This is a genomic window from Candidatus Omnitrophota bacterium, from assembly GCA_034717435.1.
In the GTDB taxonomy this organism is placed as follows: domain Bacteria; phylum Omnitrophota; class JAUWXU01; order JAUWXU01; family JAUWXU01; genus JAYELI01.
Genome location: JAYELI010000019.1, coordinates 1 through 15,196, shown reverse-complemented (window position 1 = coordinate 15,196; position 15,196 = coordinate 1). Strand labels below are relative to the sequence as shown.

Annotated in this window: 21 protein-coding genes; all 21 read left to right on the top strand. The window is 41.5% G+C overall.

Annotated features, from left to right (window positions below; all coding sequences use genetic code 11):
- Positions 1-104: 104 nt before the first annotated feature.
- Positions 105-743, top strand: coding sequence for a redox-sensing transcriptional repressor Rex (locus tag U9Q08_01320; GenBank protein ID MEA3328374.1), 639 nt, complete (start codon positions 105-107; stop codon positions 741-743).
- A gap of 12 nt (positions 744-755) precedes the next feature.
- Complete coding sequence (locus U9Q08_01315; protein ID MEA3328373.1) at positions 756-2,099, top strand: FAD-dependent oxidoreductase; 1,344 nt, start codon at positions 756-758, stop codon at positions 2,097-2,099.
- Positions 2,100-2,121: 22 nt separating this feature from the next.
- The gene (locus U9Q08_01310; protein ID MEA3328372.1) at positions 2,122-2,574 is read left to right on the top strand and encodes an NAD(P)H-dependent oxidoreductase subunit E; all 453 of its coding nucleotides are present in this window, start codon (positions 2,122-2,124) and stop codon (positions 2,572-2,574) included.
- Positions 2,575-2,713: 139 nt separating this feature from the next.
- A complete protein-coding gene (gene nuoF, locus U9Q08_01305) occupies positions 2,714-3,979 on the top strand; it encodes an NADH-quinone oxidoreductase subunit NuoF (GenBank protein MEA3328371.1) in 1,266 nt (421 codons plus the stop codon).
- Complete coding sequence (locus tag U9Q08_01300; protein ID MEA3328370.1) at positions 3,976-5,709, top strand: NADH-dependent [FeFe] hydrogenase, group A6; 1,734 nt, start codon at positions 3,976-3,978, stop codon at positions 5,707-5,709. The genes nuoF and U9Q08_01300 overlap by 4 nt, the downstream gene beginning before the upstream one ends.
- A gap of 30 nt (positions 5,710-5,739) precedes the next feature.
- The gene (gene hydG / locus U9Q08_01295) at positions 5,740-7,176 is read left to right on the top strand and encodes a [FeFe] hydrogenase H-cluster radical SAM maturase HydG (protein MEA3328369.1); all 1,437 of its coding nucleotides are present in this window, start codon (positions 5,740-5,742) and stop codon (positions 7,174-7,176) included.
- Positions 7,151-8,116, top strand: coding sequence for a [FeFe] hydrogenase H-cluster radical SAM maturase HydE (gene hydE, locus U9Q08_01290; protein ID MEA3328368.1), 966 nt, complete (start codon positions 7,151-7,153; stop codon positions 8,114-8,116). Before hydG ends, hydE begins: the two co-directional genes overlap by 26 nt.
- The gene (hydF, locus tag U9Q08_01285; protein MEA3328367.1) at positions 8,100-9,302 is read left to right on the top strand and encodes a [FeFe] hydrogenase H-cluster maturation GTPase HydF; all 1,203 of its coding nucleotides are present in this window, start codon (positions 8,100-8,102) and stop codon (positions 9,300-9,302) included. The genes hydE and hydF overlap by 17 nt, the downstream gene beginning before the upstream one ends.
- A gap of 259 nt (positions 9,303-9,561) precedes the next feature.
- On the top strand, positions 9,562-10,071 hold the full coding sequence (locus tag U9Q08_01280; GenBank protein ID MEA3328366.1) for a YiiX/YebB-like N1pC/P60 family cysteine hydrolase: 510 nt from the start codon (positions 9,562-9,564) through the stop codon (positions 10,069-10,071).
- A 114-nt stretch (positions 10,072-10,185) separates the two neighbouring features.
- Positions 10,186-10,425 carry a DUF2007 domain-containing protein gene (locus tag U9Q08_01275; protein MEA3328365.1) on the top strand — a complete coding sequence of 80 codons (240 nt, stop codon included), beginning with the start codon at positions 10,186-10,188 and terminating at the stop codon, positions 10,423-10,425.
- 27 nt (positions 10,426-10,452) lie between these two features.
- A complete protein-coding gene (locus U9Q08_01270; GenBank protein MEA3328364.1) occupies positions 10,453-10,947 on the top strand; it encodes a YajQ family cyclic di-GMP-binding protein in 495 nt (164 codons plus the stop codon).
- A gap of 290 nt (positions 10,948-11,237) precedes the next feature.
- The gene (locus tag U9Q08_01265; protein ID MEA3328363.1) at positions 11,238-11,948 is read left to right on the top strand and encodes a hypothetical protein; all 711 of its coding nucleotides are present in this window, start codon (positions 11,238-11,240) and stop codon (positions 11,946-11,948) included.
- Between the two features lie 68 nt (positions 11,949-12,016).
- Positions 12,017-12,220, top strand: coding sequence for a uracil-DNA glycosylase (locus U9Q08_01260; GenBank protein ID MEA3328362.1), 204 nt, complete (start codon positions 12,017-12,019; stop codon positions 12,218-12,220).
- Positions 12,221-12,338: 118 nt separating this feature from the next.
- Positions 12,339-12,572, top strand: a complete 234-nt coding sequence (locus U9Q08_01255) for a hypothetical protein (GenBank protein MEA3328361.1) — start codon at positions 12,339-12,341, stop codon at positions 12,570-12,572.
- Between the two features lie 49 nt (positions 12,573-12,621).
- Complete coding sequence (locus tag U9Q08_01250) at positions 12,622-12,837, top strand: zinc ribbon domain-containing protein (GenBank protein MEA3328360.1); 216 nt, start codon at positions 12,622-12,624, stop codon at positions 12,835-12,837.
- A gap of 5 nt (positions 12,838-12,842) precedes the next feature.
- Entirely contained in the window at positions 12,843-13,289 is a 447-nt protein-coding gene (locus U9Q08_01245) for an OsmC family protein (protein ID MEA3328359.1), read from the top strand.
- Between the two features lie 17 nt (positions 13,290-13,306).
- Positions 13,307-13,783, top strand: a complete 477-nt coding sequence (locus U9Q08_01240; protein ID MEA3328358.1) for a TerB family tellurite resistance protein — start codon at positions 13,307-13,309, stop codon at positions 13,781-13,783.
- Between the two features lie 21 nt (positions 13,784-13,804).
- Positions 13,805-14,353: a hypothetical protein gene (locus U9Q08_01235; GenBank protein ID MEA3328357.1), complete on the top strand. Its 549-nt coding sequence runs from the start codon at positions 13,805-13,807 to the stop codon at positions 14,351-14,353.
- A gap of 3 nt (positions 14,354-14,356) precedes the next feature.
- Positions 14,357-14,578 (top strand): DUF167 domain-containing protein, encoded by a 222-nt coding sequence (locus U9Q08_01230; GenBank protein MEA3328356.1) that lies wholly within the window; start codon positions 14,357-14,359, stop codon positions 14,576-14,578.
- On the top strand, positions 14,571-14,720 hold the full coding sequence (locus U9Q08_01225; GenBank protein ID MEA3328355.1) for a hypothetical protein: 150 nt from the start codon (positions 14,571-14,573) through the stop codon (positions 14,718-14,720). The genes U9Q08_01230 and U9Q08_01225 overlap by 8 nt, the downstream gene beginning before the upstream one ends.
- Positions 14,720-15,136, top strand: a complete 417-nt coding sequence (locus U9Q08_01220) for a peptide chain release factor-like protein (protein ID MEA3328354.1) — start codon at positions 14,720-14,722, stop codon at positions 15,134-15,136. The genes U9Q08_01225 and U9Q08_01220 overlap by 1 nt, the downstream gene beginning before the upstream one ends.
- Positions 15,137-15,196 lie beyond the last annotated feature (60 nt).

The window sequence follows — 15,196 nt, the reverse complement described above, 5'->3', positions numbered from 1 at the left end:
TGCCTATTTTCTCCTTGACAAAGATTTTTTTATTTGCTATACTTTGTGAAAAGTAACACAAAGTCTGTGAATTCTATTACGAATTGAGAGGTTATTGAGGATCGATGAGCAGCAAAAAGGTGCCTGAAGGAACAATTTCCCGGCTTTTCATATATTTAAGAGAAATTACCAACCTGGTGAAAATGAACATTCCGACGATATCATCGGCGGAATTGGGCGACAGGGTTAATTTGAGTGATGCCCATGTCAGAAAAGACTTAGGTTATTTCGGCCAGTTCGGAGTGAGCGGCTCCGGTTACGATACTCATGAGCTTAAGGCCGCATTAGAAAGGATACTGGGCAAGGATAAGGTATGGAATGTGGCGGTGGTTGGGGTGGGGCATTTGGGTTCGGCGCTTTTGGCTTATCCGGGATTCAAAGAACACGAGCTTAATATAGTAGCGGCCTTTGACTTGGATGCCCGCAAGATAGGCAAGCAGATAAAAGACATAACCGTTCAATCAATAGATAATATAGATAAGATTGTTTCGGATAAAAAAGTAGCTATTGGGGTTATAGCTGTTCCGGCAGAGGTTTCTCAAGGAGTTGCCGATAAATTGATCAGATCGGGCGTTGGGTGCATCTTAAATTTTGCCCCCGCGGCATTGACCGTGCCCGAACATATAAGAGTAAAAGATATAGACCTTTCCCGGGAGCTGGAGACGCTTACTTATTTTTTGGCCAATCCCGGTAAAAAATCTTAAGGAGAAGAAAAAATGAATAAAAACGTAGATGTGTTGGTGGTCGGCGCAGGCCCGGCAGGGATTATCAGCGCGGTTGTTGCCCATAAATATTATCCCGATAAGAAGATTTTGCTGATAAAAGATGTAGATAAAGGAGTTATTCCCTGCGGCATTCCTTATATGTTTTCCAGCCTGAAAAACCCTGATGAAAATGCAGTAGGAATGAGGGGGTTGAAAAAAAATAATGTAGAAGTAGTTGTAGACGAAGTAATAAAGATAGAGCGTGCTGAAAAGACAATTTTAACAAAAAACAATGATAAATACCGTTATGAAAAGCTGGTTTTAGCGATTGGCTCTACGCCGGTTGTGCCTCCTATTCCGGGTATTGACAAAGAAGGGGTTTATCCGGTATATAAAGATATGGATTATCTTAAAAAGGCGATAGAGGAAGTCGGGAAGGCTAAGAATGTTCTGGTTTTAGGCGGCGGTTTTATCGGTGTAGAATTTGCCGATGAACTATCTGCCATAAAGGGGCTCAACGTGTATTTAGCAGAGATGCTTCCCCGCTTACTGGCTAATTCATTTGACTCTGAATTTTCCCTGCTGGTTGAAGAAAGGCTGAAAAATAAAGGTGTGAACCTGTTACTTAATACCCAGGTTAAAGAATTTGAGGGAACTGATAAAGTCCAAAAAGTGCTTCTCTCAGGAGGGGAAAAGTTAGATATAGATTGTGTTATTTTGGGCATCGGCGCCAAGCCCAATGCTGCCCTGGCCCAGGAAGCGGGCTTAGACCTGGGAAAAGGCCGGGGTATTTGGGTAGATGAATATATGAGAAGTGTTGATCAGAATATTTTTGCTGTTGGCGACTGCGCGGGCAAGAGGGATTTTTTCACCCGGAAAGACACACCGGTTTTACTGGCCTCTACCGCAACTGCCGAGGCAAGGATTGCCGGTTCGAATCTTTATCAGTTGAAGGTAGTGCGTGAAAATAAAGGAACTATCGCTATATTCTCAACCTGTGTTGATGGACTGGTGCTTGGTTCAGCAGGCTTGACTGAGACCAGCGCTAAAAAAGAGGGCTTTGAGATTGTAGTCGGCAAGGTAGACGGTATGGATAAACACCCTTCTACTATGCCCGGGGCCAGCAAGGTTAAAGTCAAATTGATTTTTTCAAAACAATCCGGAATTATTTTAGGCGGACAGGTAGCCGGGGGTATATCCTGCGGCGAAATGATAAATGTTATTGGTATGGCTATCCAGAAAAGAGATTCTCTGACCGAGCTTGAGACATTACAGATGGCTACTCATCCTTGTCTTACTTCGGCTCCGACGATGTATCCCCTGGTCTTGGCTGCCCAGAATGCCTGCTGTCTGTAATTGAAGTTGTTAAAAGAAAACCATGGAAGAGATAAAAGAAATCTTAAAGACTTATAACCGGCAAAGAGAGGCGTTGCTTCCTTGCCTGCATGCCGTTCAAAAGAAATACGGCCGGCTTACCGAGGAAATGGCCTTGTTTTTGGCTAAAGAGCTGGATTTACCGCCGACAGAGGTTTACAGCGTGGTAAGTTTTTATTCTATGTTCGGATTCAAAAAAAAGGCAAAGTATGTCATTGGGTTGTGTATGTCTCTGCCCTGTTATCTTAAAGGCTCAAAAAAGATTTTAGATGCCTTGAAAAAAGAATTAAACATTACCGCGGGAAAAGTCAGCCCTGATAAAAAGTTTGCCATAGAAAAGATTTCCTGCCTGGGCTGCTGTGATAAAGCGCCGGTAATGGTAGTTAATGAAACGCGCTATGAAAATCTAACGCCCCGTAAGGCGAGAGAAATAATTCGCTCTTACAAGGAAAAATAAAGAGGTCGCTGAAAAGCTCCTAAAAAATCACATCAGCGACCTCTGATTACACAGATTAATTAAGATTACACAGATTATTTCCTTGAAAAATAATCTCTGTAATCTGCTTTTTAATCTCTGTAATCATATTTTATAGAAGATGAAAATACTGCTAAAAAATATTGAAAAAGAAAATTATAAAGGTAATTTGAAAAGTTACCTTAAAGAAAGTGGATATCAGGCGCTGGAAAAGGCGCTTAAGATGTCTTCTGAGGAAATAATCAAAGAGGTTAAGGACTCTAATCTTTTGGGAAGAGGCGGGGCGGGCTTTCCCTGCGGGTTAAAATGGGAATTTGTTTATAAAGAAAAGGGCCGGCCTAAATACATAGTCTGCAATGCTGATGAGGGTGAGCCCGGTACTTTTAAAGACAGGCTTATCTTAGAAAAAGACCCGCATCTGTTTTTAGAGGCAATGACTATTTGCGCAAAAGCAATTTCTTCTGAAGAAGGCCTTATTTATATCAGGGGCGAGTATATCGAAGGATATAAAAGTTTAGAAAAGGCAATAAAAGAGGCTGAGAAAAGTAATTTTTTGGGTAAAAATATTTTGGGTTCTGATTTTTCGTTTAAGATTGCGCTTTATAGAGGCGCGGGCGCTTATGTTTGCGGGGAAGAGACCGCTCTTTTGGATTCTTTAGAGGGTAAAAAAGGCCAGTCGCGGATAAAGCCTCCTTTTCCCACGTTTGTCGGTTTTAAAGATAAACCGACGGTTTTAAATAACGTAGAGACCTTGGCCAATATCCCGGCGATAGTTCTTAAAGGGGGAGAACGGTTTTCTAAAATAGGCTCACCCGCATCCCCGGGAACAAAACTATATTGTCTTTCCGGAGATGTGAAAAAACCGGGGATTTATGAACTTCCTACCAGTATAACCTTAAAAGAACTTATTTATATTTACGGCGGGGGCCCGGACGGTAAAATAAAAGCGGTTTTGCCGGGAGGAGTTTCCAGTTGTTTTCTGACAGCAAAAGACCTGGATGTGATTATGGATTATAAAAGCATTCAGGAAAAAGACAGTATGCTGGGCAGTGGGGCGGTAATTGTAATAAACAATACCCGGTGTCTGGTGGACCTGGCCAAAAGATGCGCTGAGTTTTTTGTCTATGAATCTTGCGGAAAATGCGCCCCTTGCAGGGAAGGCACAAAAAGGGCAAAAGAACTGCTTACCAATATTACTATTGGCAAGGGAGAGTCAGGCGGCATAGAACTTTTAAAAGAACTGCAGGAGGTTTTATACGATACCTCCCGCTGTGGCCTGGGGCAGTCAGCGCTTAACGCGGTAAGAAGCGCTTTGGAAAAATTCCCGGATGAATTCGAAAAACATATTTTAAAGAAGAAATGCGATTTAGGAGTTTGCCCGATATGAACGAAAGAAAAGTTAATTTCACAATCGACGGACAAGATTTAAGCGCAGCGCAGGGCACAACAATCTTTGAGTCAGCGAAGAGCATTGGCATCAATATTCCTCATTTATGCTATCACGAAAAGTTGTCTATTTACGGCGCTTGCAGGGTTTGTGTAGTGGAAGTTAAAGGAAAACCACGGCTTGAGCCATCGTGCGCTACTTTGGTTGAGGAAGGAATGGTTGTCAAGACAAATACTTCCCGGATCAGACGGGCGCGGAAGATGATTGTGGAATTGCTGTTGGCCAATCACCCGGAAGATTGTTTTACCTGTGACAGGAGCCAGACTTGCGAATTAAGGGACTTAGCCTATAATTTAGGGATACGGGATTTAAGATTTCAAAAGGCGCGTAAATACCATTATGATTTAGATGAGACCTCTCCGGCGATAATCAGAGATCCCAATAAATGTATCTTGTGCAGCCGGTGCATCAGGGTCTGTTCGGAGATTCAGGCTGTAGGAGCGATTGATTTTGTAAATAGAGGCGGAAAAACACAGGTTTTGACTTTTTTTAACAAGGGGTTAAATAACGTAGATTGCACGACCTGCGGCCAGTGTATTCTGGCTTGTCCTACCGGCGCATTAAGAGAAAGGACAGCGGTGGATGATGTCTGGGGAGCGCTTTCTGATCCTAAGAAGTTTGTAGTGGTTCAGACAGCGCCGGCAGTAAGGGCAGCCATTGGCGAGGAATTCGGCATGCCTGCCGGCAGTTTGGTAACCGGCAAAATGGCCGAGGCCCTGCGCAGAGTGGGATTTGACAAAGTATTTGATACCCAGTTTGGGGCAGACCTGACGATTATAGAAGAAGCCAATGAATTGGTAGAGAGGATAAAGAACAAGGGCACGATTCCAATGATAACATCCTGTTCTCCGGGCTGGATAAAATACCTTGAACACTTTTTCCCGGATTTAAAAAAACATGTGTCCACCTGTAAATCGCCCCAGCAGATGTTCGGGGCAATTGCCAAGGCCTATTATGCTAAAAAAATAGGGGTTGAACCTAAAGATATGTGTGTGGTCTCGATTATGCCCTGCACAGCAAAGAAATTCGAGGCCCAGCGTCCGGAGATGAGGTCTTCAGGCACGCAAGACGTAGATATAGTGCTTACCACCAGGGAGGCCGGCCGGATGATTAAAGAGGCCGGGATTGATTTTGTTAATCTGCCTGAAGGGGATTTTGACAAGCCCTTGGGTATTTCAACCGGGGCAGCGGTTATCTTCGGAGCAACCGGAGGCGTAATGGAGGCGGCTTTGCGAACCGCTTATGAAGTGGTTACAGGAAAGACCCTGGAAAAAATAGATTTTGAAGAAGTGCGCGGTATGCAGGAAATAAAAAGCGCAGAAATAGATTTAGACGGGACAATCTTAAAAGTCGCTGTTGCCCACGGCTTGTCAAATGCCAAGATTTTGTTAGAAGAAATCAAAAACAAGACATCCCCTTACCATTTTATAGAAATTATGACCTGCCCCGGCGGATGCCTGGGCGGAGGAGGTCAGCCCATGCCTACTAATGAAGAAGTAAGGTTGAAAAGGGCTGAAAGCATATATCAGGAAGATAGAAATAAACCGATCAGAAAATCCCACGAAAGCCCCGCAATAAAAGAGATATATAAGGACTTTTTAGGAAAACCCTTAGGCAAACTATCCCATCACCTTTTACACACGCATTATATTAAAAGACCCCGGTACTAATAATAATACACAACACACAGATGAGCATAGATGAAAAGCTATTCAACCAGCGGCCAATCCTTTATAAACGAAGACGCAATCTTTGAGAGCTTAAAAAGAAACGAGCGGCCTGATCCTAAAAGAATAAAAGACATTTTGGAGAAATCTTTGTCTATTCAGACATTAGAACCCGATGAGTGCGCTGCTTTGTTAAATACCGAAGACCCTGAAATCTCTGAACAAATCTTTCGTACTGCCTCAGAAATCAAAAAAAAGGTCTATGACAATAGAATTGTAACCTTTGCTCCTTTGTATTTAAGCAATTTCTGCGTAAACAGCTGTCTATACTGCGCATTCAGGAAAGAAAACACAATTGAGAAAAGAAGAAGGTTAAATATGGAAGAGGTAAAAAAAGAGACAGAAGTCTTGGCCGGCGAGATTGGGCATAAACGTTTGATCGTGGTTTACGGAGAACACCCCGTATCTAATATAGATTATATGGTGGATACCATAAAGGCGGTTTACGAAGTAAAGGTAAAAACAAAGAACGGCTTTGGTTCGATTAGGAGGGTAAATGTAAACGCGCCTTCGTTAACTGTTGAAGAATTAAAACGCTTAAAACAAGCAGGGATCGGCACTTATCAGGTGTTTCAGGAGACATATCATCGTAAGACCTATGAACATATCCATCCTCAGGGTACCAAAAAAGGTGATTATCTCCGGCGTCTTTACACTATGCACTGCTCACAGGAGGCAGGTGTGGATGATGTGGGAATCGGAGTGCTGTTCGGTTTGTATGACTGGAAATTCGAGGTAATGGGCCTGTTATGTCACAGCCGGGAGCTGGAAAAACATTTCAACATAGGCCCGCACACAATTTCTTTTCCGCGTCTCCAGCCGGCAGCCAATACACCGTTTATTCAGGATACAAAATATAAGGTTTCAGATAGAGATTTTAAAAAACTGATTGCTGTAATCAGGTTGTCAGTCCCTTATACAGGGATGATCCTTACTGCCCGGGAACCGGCTGATATCAGACGAGAGGTTATACCAATTGGCACTACCCAGACAGATGCTTCTACCCGTATCGGTATCGGCGCTTATAGCGACAGATATACTGAGCAGGAGGCGGAAAAACAGCAGTTTCTTTTAGGAGATACAAGAAGCTTGGATGAGGTGATAAAAGAACTGGCCGGGATGGGATATATAACCTCTTTTTGCACTGCCGGATATAGATGTGGAAGAACGGGTCAAAAGATTATGGGTTTGCTTCGAAGCGGCAAAGAGGGGTGGTTTTGCAAACTCAACGCGATTTTAACATTTAGAGAATGGCTGGATGATTTCGCTTCTCCAGGAACCAAGTTGACCGGAGAAGAACTTATAAAAAAAGAAATAGAAGAGGTCAAAAAAAGATCATTAACTGCGCACTCTCAACTTATGCAATATTACCAACGCCTGGAAAATGGAGAAAGAGACCTTTATTTTTGAAAAAGGCCTGCTTGAAAAGGCAGATAGAACAAGAAAAGAATTCTGTAAGGACGAAGTGCACCTGAGGGGCATAATAGAGTTTTCCAATCACTGCGTAAGAAACTGTGTTTACTGCGGATTGAGAAGGGATAATAAAAATATAGCAAGATACAGGATGACTGAAGGAGAAATAATAGCCCTGGCGCTGGAGATTATTAATAAAGGAATAAAAACCATTGTGCTTCAGTCAGGGGATGATTTTTACTATACCCAAAAATCTCTTTGCAATATAATTTCCAAAATAAAAGCAAAAACAGATATAGCAATTACACTAAGCATCGGAGAAAGGCCGTTAGATGATTACCAGGCGTTTAAAGACAGCGGGGCAGATAGGTATTTACTTAAACACGAGACAATAAACCCCGCGCTTTATAGAATTATGCACCCCGGCCAGGACCTAAAGCAGAGAATAAAGATCTTGGAATACTTAAAAAAAATAGGCTTTCAAATTGGTTCAGGCAATATCGTAGGCCTTCCCCATCAGACTGTTAAGGACTTAGCCTGCGATGCGTTATTTTTAAAAGACCTAGACGTGGATATGGCCGGGATCGGCCCGTTTATCCCCCAGAAAGATACGCCGTTGAGGGATCAGCCAGCAGGAGATTTAGATTTGTGTTTAAAGGTTTTAGCCATGACCAGGATCTTAACAAAAAACGCTCACCTGCCGGCTACAACTGCCCTGGCAAGTTTAGATAAAGAAGCCGGCCAGCTCCGGGCCTTAAAATCCGGGGCCAATGTAATTATGCCTGACTTTACCCCCGAAAATTACCGTAAAGATTATAAGATTTACGATAACAAGGTCGAAGTAAGATTAGAAAAAGCAAAACAGATAATCTCAAAGGCAAAAAGGACGATTTCTCAAGGGAGAGGGGACTCTTTGAAATATGAAGAAGACTCCTAAAGGTTTAAGATTACATATTGCTATTTTGGGAAGAAGAAACACGGGCAAGTCGTCTTTATTAAACTGCTTGACCTCGCAATACGTTTCAATAGTCTCCTCTCACCCCGGCACCACCACTGACCCGGTGGAAAAACCAATGGAGCTTTTGCCGATTGGCCCGGTTTTATTTATTGATACTGCCGGCCTGGATGACGTGGGCGGGCTGGGGATTTTAAGGATAGAGAAGACAGTTAAGATGTTTGACCGGGCGGATGTTATTCTGTTGATAGCCGAGGCCTGGGCCTGGACTGATTTTGAAGAAAATATCCTAAAAGAGGCAGAGAAAAGAAATACGCCTATTCTGGTAATTTTAAACAAGATCGATATTCGGGAGGCTGAACCGGATTTAACCAAGAAACTAAAAAAACAAGGCATACCTTATTTAGAGGCGTCCTGTCTGGATAAGACATGGGAACTAACCGCCCGGGTAAAGGCCGAGATAATAAATATTCTGCCACTTGATTGGATAAATCCTCTTCCAATAATCTCTGATCTAATAACCGAAAATGACTTGATTATTTTAGTTATCCCGGTTGATAAAGAGGCGCCCAAGGGCAGATTAATCCTTCCCCAACAGCAGACAATAAGAGAGATCTTAGACAAAAAGGCAAACTGCCTGATAACCGATGAAAAAAAACTCCCGGCTTCCCTTAATAATTTGAAGAAAAAGCCCAAGGTAGTGGTGACCGATTCTCAAGTATTCAAAGAGGTTTTTGAAGCTGTCCCTTCCGACATCCTGGTCACCAGCTTTTCCATTCTCTTTGCCCGTTCTAAAGGAGACCTGCGGGAATTCGTAAAAGGAGCCGCTGCGCTTGATGATTTGAATCCCCCGGATAGGGTCTTGATCGCCGAGGCCTGCACCCACCACCCGATAGGCGATGATATCGCTAGAGTAAAGATCCCCAACTGGATTGCCCGAAGAACAGGCCGCAAAATAACCTTTGACGTCTATTCAGGCCATGATTTCCCCCCGGATTTAAGCGCTTACAAATTGATTATCCACTGCGGCAGCTGCATGCTAAACAGAAAAGAGACCCTCTCCCGAATCTATCAAGCAAAGTCCCAGGGAATTCCCATCACTAACTACGGCACCGCCATCGCCCACCTTCACCAAAACCTAAAAAGATCCCTCGAGATTTTTTCTTAAACCTGCGGGGGTAGGAATATAATCACTTTTGGCTTGATTCTGAGAGTATTGAGGGGTAAAATATAAACATTCGGGGACGGTTCTGACCGCAATCCCCAGAGCTGTTCCCAAGACGTATTGCAATCTTGCTAATTTTTATTTTTTAAAGAAAAAATCACAAGAAGACAGAAAGATATATCAAGACTATTAAAAGAAAAAAGCAAATACACAAGAAAAAAATAAATAGAAAACGGGGACAATACTTGGTTAAGAGGCGGGGATGATGAAAGCAGGGGATATATTGTTATTTAAAGCGGAGGAGGATTTGTTGTCGAAGTTGATTGCCTGGGGGACGGATAGCAAGTATTCGCATGTGGCGGTTTGTGTTGCTCCGAAGCTTGATGTTGCAATCGAGGCAATGACCAAGGGCGGGGTGAGGGCGCGCGATATAAGCCAGATTCCACAGCAGTATGATATATACAGGATTAAAGAAGAGTATAGTTACGATTTACGTAAGACACTGGCTTATCTGGTGAAACAACTGAATAATAGATATGATTATCGGGGTGTTCTTTATCTGGGGATTTTGAAACTTATCGCAAAAGTATTCAAAAAAGTTAAAGCCACTACCAATAAACTACAGAAAAGTAAGGATTACTTTTGTTCCGAGCTCTGTTATGAGGCATTTAATTTCGGCGGGCTTGACATTGTTCCCGATGTTTCCTCAGCAGATATAACCTCTCCCGGCGACATCGCCAAAAGCGCCGTTGTAGAGAAAATAACGGAATAATATCCGGGGACGGTCCTGGCCGCAAACTTAAAACGGTTTTGACCGCAAACCTAGACTTTTCACCAAAGCGCGATAAAAGAAACCGGGGATTTAAAAAAAGAAATAGAGAAAGCGATGAGGAAAAGAAAGCTGGTATCTCTTTATACCTTTAATAATATTATTGAGGGAGAAAGACTAAGGAATCTTTTAGAAGAAGAAAAAATCCAGGTAATGATCCGTTCGCTTGAAGATTCTGCATATGATGGAATATTTAGACTTCAGGTTGGGGCGGGTAAAATAATGATTTTTGAAGAAGATGTTGAAAGAGGTAGAGAAATTATCAAAGAATTCAGCAAAAACAGCGGCGAAGCCTAAGGGGAATGAAACGTAAAGGAGTGAAATATGGCAAATTTTTCTTTTGATATTGTTTCTGAAGTAGACCTGCAGGAGATGGACAATGCGGTAAATCAGACTAAGAAGGAGTTGGCTCAGCGCTATGATTTTAAAAATAGTAAATCATCCATTGCCTATGATCGCAAGGAGAAGAAAATTACCCTGGTTGCAGATGATGACTTTAAGATGAGAGCTCTTACCGATATTTTAACTGCCCGAATGGCTAAAAGAGGCATTGCTTATAAAGCGCTTAAATTTAAAGATGTTGAGAAAGCCTTTGAAGGATATTTGCGTCAAGTAGCAGAAATATCTACCGGTATTGATAAGGAAAAAGCCAAAGAGCTTACCGCTGGTATAAAAAAGCTTGGCCTTAAGGTGCAAACCCAAATTGAAGGCGATAAAATCAAGGTCCGCTCAGCCAAAAAAGATAATTTACAGGCAGTTATCACGCACTTAAAAGGATTGAAGTTTTCCATCCCGCTTAATTTTTGTAATTATCGGTAGTGCGCTGATTCCGGGATTCCGGGGACACGATACTTAATTATACCCGTTAAAACGAACAAGCCAGCAAGAGGCGGCCTGGAAGAATTCTGAGTAGAACGGGGTGTTCCCCAACGGCTGTTATTCAAGGAAAAATTTACAGGCTGGAGCGTCTTTTTACCGGCTTATTCTAAAAAGAAGGGCCGTTCTTGACAAGCTTTTGAACAATTCTAAAATGGCCGGTATATGGTATATCGGGATTAAAAAAGAGAAACATGAAAGAAGGTAACTTTTTCAATAATGGAGGTTAAATTATGAGCGAAAAATTACAAAAGATACTTCAGGAAAATGCCCGGTTTGAAAAAGAAACACCGTATAATTTTTGCGACCGGTGGTGCGAGCGGTGTTCTCTCGAAAAGCAAGTGCGCTGTAAGCTTTATCAGGATGAAATTGAGCGGAAAATAACCTGCATTGCCCACGGCAGGGATGAAGATGATCCGGAGATGACCGTTGAAGTTATGAAACAGCAGTTTAAGTCTGCAGAAAATCTTCTTGAAAAATATGCCCGGGAAAGTGAAATTAATTCCGATGATGGTATAAATGAATTGGATTTTGCAAAAATAAAAGCACATATTGAGTTTGCAAAAAATAATCCGTTGCGTTATACAACAGAACAGTATCGCAGGAAAACGCAGATATTTTTAAAAGGCACATTTTATAAAAAAGAACGGGTAAAGCCTAAAATTGCCTATGATTTTGAAACAGTTGCCTGGTACCACACGCTCTTGTCGGTAAAACTACACAGGGCATTATGCGGATTTCACGAACCTGTTAACGAAGATGAGTTTGGGCTCTATGATGCCGTTGCTCAATTTGCGATCTGCAAAAAAGCGATTAAGAAGTCGGTGGAAGCTTTACGGAAAATTAAACCGATTTTCACTTCTTGCCATATCCAGATATCAGAACTTCTTGCCTTACTGCATAACGTCCACAGCCGAATAAAGATGCTGGAAGAGAGTATATAGAATAACAGGGAATTTACGGGGCCGTCCCTCGAGGGGGCCGCGTCCAACATCCTGCTGGAAGAAAGAGAATGATCCCTAAAGAAACGTGCAAATGGTTTAATGTTTGTTCCCTTAAAAGGTTTTATGAGCAGAAAAAACTGGATAAAAGATGGATTGAAGATTATTGCTGGAGCAATAGTCCGGATTGCGTAAGAAAACAGATGGAAGAACAGGGAATTCCTCATTCCGATAATATGCTTCCCGATGGTTCGATAGATAGAGAACTGACCTGATGAAGAATCCCCGGGCATCTCACAATGCTTGATTAAGAGGCGGGGATTATGATATTATCAAATCCGTTCCCAAAACCCGCTGAGGAGATTTCAGAAAAAAATATAAAGGAGGGCCGCCATGCCGTATGATAACAGTTTGGATGAACGTTTGTTTTCAAAGTCTTGTGAAACCGAAACAGAGCGATTGACCGTAAGTGTCCATTCTTATAATAAAGGGATCAAGAAGCTGCAAGTTAGCAGAGAGAACAAAAATGATCAGGACGAGTTTAAGTTTGCCAAGCTGGGAAGGATGACCAAAGAAGAGATAGAGCCCCTGCTTCCTTTGTTGCAGGAAGCATTGAATTATATGTAATATCCGGGAATATATACTTAACATCAGATAGATTTGGAGGGTGAAAACTATGCCGATATACAGTTATATCTGTAAAGATTGTAAAGAAAAATTTGATTTATTAGCAGGAGTAACATCAGAAAAGACAGAACTAAAATGCAAAAAGTGCGGCAGTAAAAATATTGAAAAAACATTTGCGTCTTTTAGCGTGGGTGATTCTTCCAACAGCAAATCTAAATCTTCAGGTTCGAGTTGTTCTACAGGAACCTGCCCTACTTGTTTTTAGGGAAGATGGCTAAAACCAAACGGTTTATTTATGAAAACTTTATAAAATGGCAGGGAGAAAAGAAAGGTTTACTTTCTTCGCCTGATAAGCTTAACATCGAAGTAGCTGCTCCTCCTGAATTCAAAGGTCATTACGGCAAATGGAGCCCGGAAGATTTATTTGTTGCCGCGGTCAATTCCTGTATTATGACTACGTTTTTATATTATGCTCAAAGGAACAATTTAAATGTTTTAAACTACAAAAGCAAGGCTTGCGGTATGTTGGAAATGCAGGAGGGTAAACTGGTTTTTACGCAAATAGGCGTTGAGCCGGAAATTATTATTGTTTCTTCCGAAGACCGCAAAATAGCAAAAGAATTTATTGATAAGGCAGAAAACAACTGTCTTATTTCCAGTTCTATAAAAGCTAAAGTCAAAATTATACCGGAAATAAAAATAGGTAACGGAATTTAAACAAGGAAAGGAAATATATGGCTGGTTTTTTGGACCAATTTAGAAGAAATGTGATTTCAAACGTCTGGAAGGATAAGCCTGATGAGCCTAAGGTAAAGGATATAGATGATAAAATTGCTTTAGGGGTTTTGCTCTGGGTTGTGGCTGAGGCCGATGAAAAGTTTCTGCCGGAAGAGAAGGAGAAAATCAAAGAAGTCCTTATTTTGCATAGTAAAATTCCAAATGAAGATATACCGGCTGTTTTAGCCTCGATTGAAGAAGCGGCTAAAGAAAGAATAGATTTATATCAATTTACTCACGAGATAAGTGAGAATTTGCCCAAAGATATCAAAATATCAATTATAGAGAACCTTTTTCGCATTGCGTGTGTTGACAAAGAGTTAGATAACAATGAAGTCGAAATTATAAGGAAGATATCAGGTTTGTTTAGAATAGCCCATAGCGATTTTATTGATGCCAAGATAAAGATTATGAAGGAGTCTAATTTAGGATAATTCCGGGGACACGATACTTGAATGGCAGAAACAAAACAAAGAATAAAAGACATAAAAGAGATATCAATCGCCATTGATACGTGGGATGATATCTTTTCTGATTTTGACCCCCGGCTTTTTAATGTCCGCGCTCTTTCGGAAGATTTTATAACAGAGCTTAAAAAAAGATATCGCGAAACACGCAGAGGCAGTTTTCTTATTACTATATATGCTCCGGTTTCACTTAAGAACGAAACGCAAGAAAAGACGGTTATCCTGAGATTGAAAAGATATTTCAAGCATAGAGCCATGCAAAGACAGAAAGAAGTCAGCCGCATCAGGAGGCGCGGGATTACCTTTGCGATACTCGGTGTTTGTTCTTTGGGCCTTCTCACGCTACTTACGTATTTTCAGTTATTCAACGAACTTACAATCGAAATTATTGCTATCATACTTATGCCCTTGGGTTGGTTTGGGATCTGGGAGGGTTTTTCTAAGATTGTTGATACCTCGCCCAAGTTTATTCAGGAAGAGATGTTGTTTGACAAACTTTCAAAAGCAGTCTACCAGTTTAGGCACATAGATGACTGAGGTATGAAAATTTCAGTTAGGGTTAAGCCGCAAGCCAGGGAAAACAAAGTTGAAAAGAAGGGTGAGAGCAACTATTTGGTTTGGGTAAGGGCAAAAGCTATAGGGGGTAAGGCCAATCAAGCTGTAGTAAAGGTATTATCGGAATATTTTGATATAATTAAATCCGAAGTTATTTTAGTCAAAGGCAAAAAAACAAGGGATAAGATTTTTACGGTGAATGTATAAAGTGCTTCTGCCATTTAAGGTATATGCTCTGGATCAAATGTTGGGTTTGCAGGAAGGCATCAGCAAGGATGAGTTAGAGCAGGCCATGCAGGGGCATATCCTGGACCGGGCAGAATTAATCGGTTTATATGGGAAACACTAATGCGATTTAGTATAAGCAATAATAAAAAGATACTATTAAGAGCAAAGATGGACAGATTGAAAATCCGCAAGGACGACATTGAAGAAAAATTTATCCGCTCAAGCGGAAAAGGCGGGCAAAAAGTCAATAAGACATCCAGTTGTGTTTATTTAAAACACCGGCCGACCGGGATAGAAGTAAAATGTCAAAAAGAACGCTCTCAAAGCCTGAATAGATTTCTGGCCAGAAGGATTTTGGCCGATAAGATTGAAGCGCTTATCCTGGGAAGGAATTCGGAAAAGAGGAAGCGGATAGAAAAAATAAGAAGGCAGAAGCGCAGGCGTTCCAAAAGAGCAAAAGAAAAAATACTCAAAGAAAAAAGAAAGAAGTCTGAAAAGAAAGAGCTGCGCAGACCGCCGGGAATAGAGAAAGAATAGGCTGTTTTGAAAAATACTGTTATCTACGAATTAAAAGTGCACAGTTTTAGAGCGATTTAA

Bases quoted from the DNA above. Each gene is read 5' to 3' on its own strand.
- U9Q08_01320 (MEA3328374.1), top strand. From the start codon at position 105: ATGAGCAGCAAAAAGGTGCCTGAAGGAACAATTTCCCGGCTTTTCATA.
- U9Q08_01315 (MEA3328373.1), top strand. From the start codon at position 756: ATGAATAAAAACGTAGATGTGTTGGTGGTCGGCGCAGGCCCGGCAGGG.
- U9Q08_01310 (MEA3328372.1), top strand. From the start codon at position 2,122: ATGGAAGAGATAAAAGAAATCTTAAAGACTTATAACCGGCAAAGAGAG.
- nuoF (MEA3328371.1), top strand. From the start codon at position 2,714: ATGAAAATACTGCTAAAAAATATTGAAAAAGAAAATTATAAAGGTAAT.
- U9Q08_01300 (MEA3328370.1), top strand. From the start codon at position 3,976: ATGAACGAAAGAAAAGTTAATTTCACAATCGACGGACAAGATTTAAGC.
- hydG (MEA3328369.1), top strand. From the start codon at position 5,740: ATGAAAAGCTATTCAACCAGCGGCCAATCCTTTATAAACGAAGACGCA.
- hydE (MEA3328368.1), top strand. From the start codon at position 7,151: ATGGAGAAAGAGACCTTTATTTTTGAAAAAGGCCTGCTTGAAAAGGCA.
- hydF (MEA3328367.1), top strand. From the start codon at position 8,100: ATGAAGAAGACTCCTAAAGGTTTAAGATTACATATTGCTATTTTGGGA.
- U9Q08_01280 (MEA3328366.1), top strand. From the start codon at position 9,562: ATGATGAAAGCAGGGGATATATTGTTATTTAAAGCGGAGGAGGATTTG.
- U9Q08_01275 (MEA3328365.1), top strand. From the start codon at position 10,186: ATGAGGAAAAGAAAGCTGGTATCTCTTTATACCTTTAATAATATTATT.
- U9Q08_01270 (MEA3328364.1), top strand. From the start codon at position 10,453: ATGGCAAATTTTTCTTTTGATATTGTTTCTGAAGTAGACCTGCAGGAG.
- U9Q08_01265 (MEA3328363.1), top strand. From the start codon at position 11,238: ATGAGCGAAAAATTACAAAAGATACTTCAGGAAAATGCCCGGTTTGAA.
- U9Q08_01260 (MEA3328362.1), top strand. From the start codon at position 12,017: ATGATCCCTAAAGAAACGTGCAAATGGTTTAATGTTTGTTCCCTTAAA.
- U9Q08_01255 (MEA3328361.1), top strand. From the start codon at position 12,339: ATGCCGTATGATAACAGTTTGGATGAACGTTTGTTTTCAAAGTCTTGT.
- U9Q08_01250 (MEA3328360.1), top strand. From the start codon at position 12,622: ATGCCGATATACAGTTATATCTGTAAAGATTGTAAAGAAAAATTTGAT.
- U9Q08_01245 (MEA3328359.1), top strand. From the start codon at position 12,843: ATGGCTAAAACCAAACGGTTTATTTATGAAAACTTTATAAAATGGCAG.
- U9Q08_01240 (MEA3328358.1), top strand. From the start codon at position 13,307: ATGGCTGGTTTTTTGGACCAATTTAGAAGAAATGTGATTTCAAACGTC.
- U9Q08_01235 (MEA3328357.1), top strand. From the start codon at position 13,805: ATGGCAGAAACAAAACAAAGAATAAAAGACATAAAAGAGATATCAATC.
- U9Q08_01230 (MEA3328356.1), top strand. From the start codon at position 14,357: ATGAAAATTTCAGTTAGGGTTAAGCCGCAAGCCAGGGAAAACAAAGTT.
- U9Q08_01225 (MEA3328355.1), top strand. From the start codon at position 14,571: ATGTATAAAGTGCTTCTGCCATTTAAGGTATATGCTCTGGATCAAATG.
- U9Q08_01220 (MEA3328354.1), top strand. From the start codon at position 14,720: ATGCGATTTAGTATAAGCAATAATAAAAAGATACTATTAAGAGCAAAG.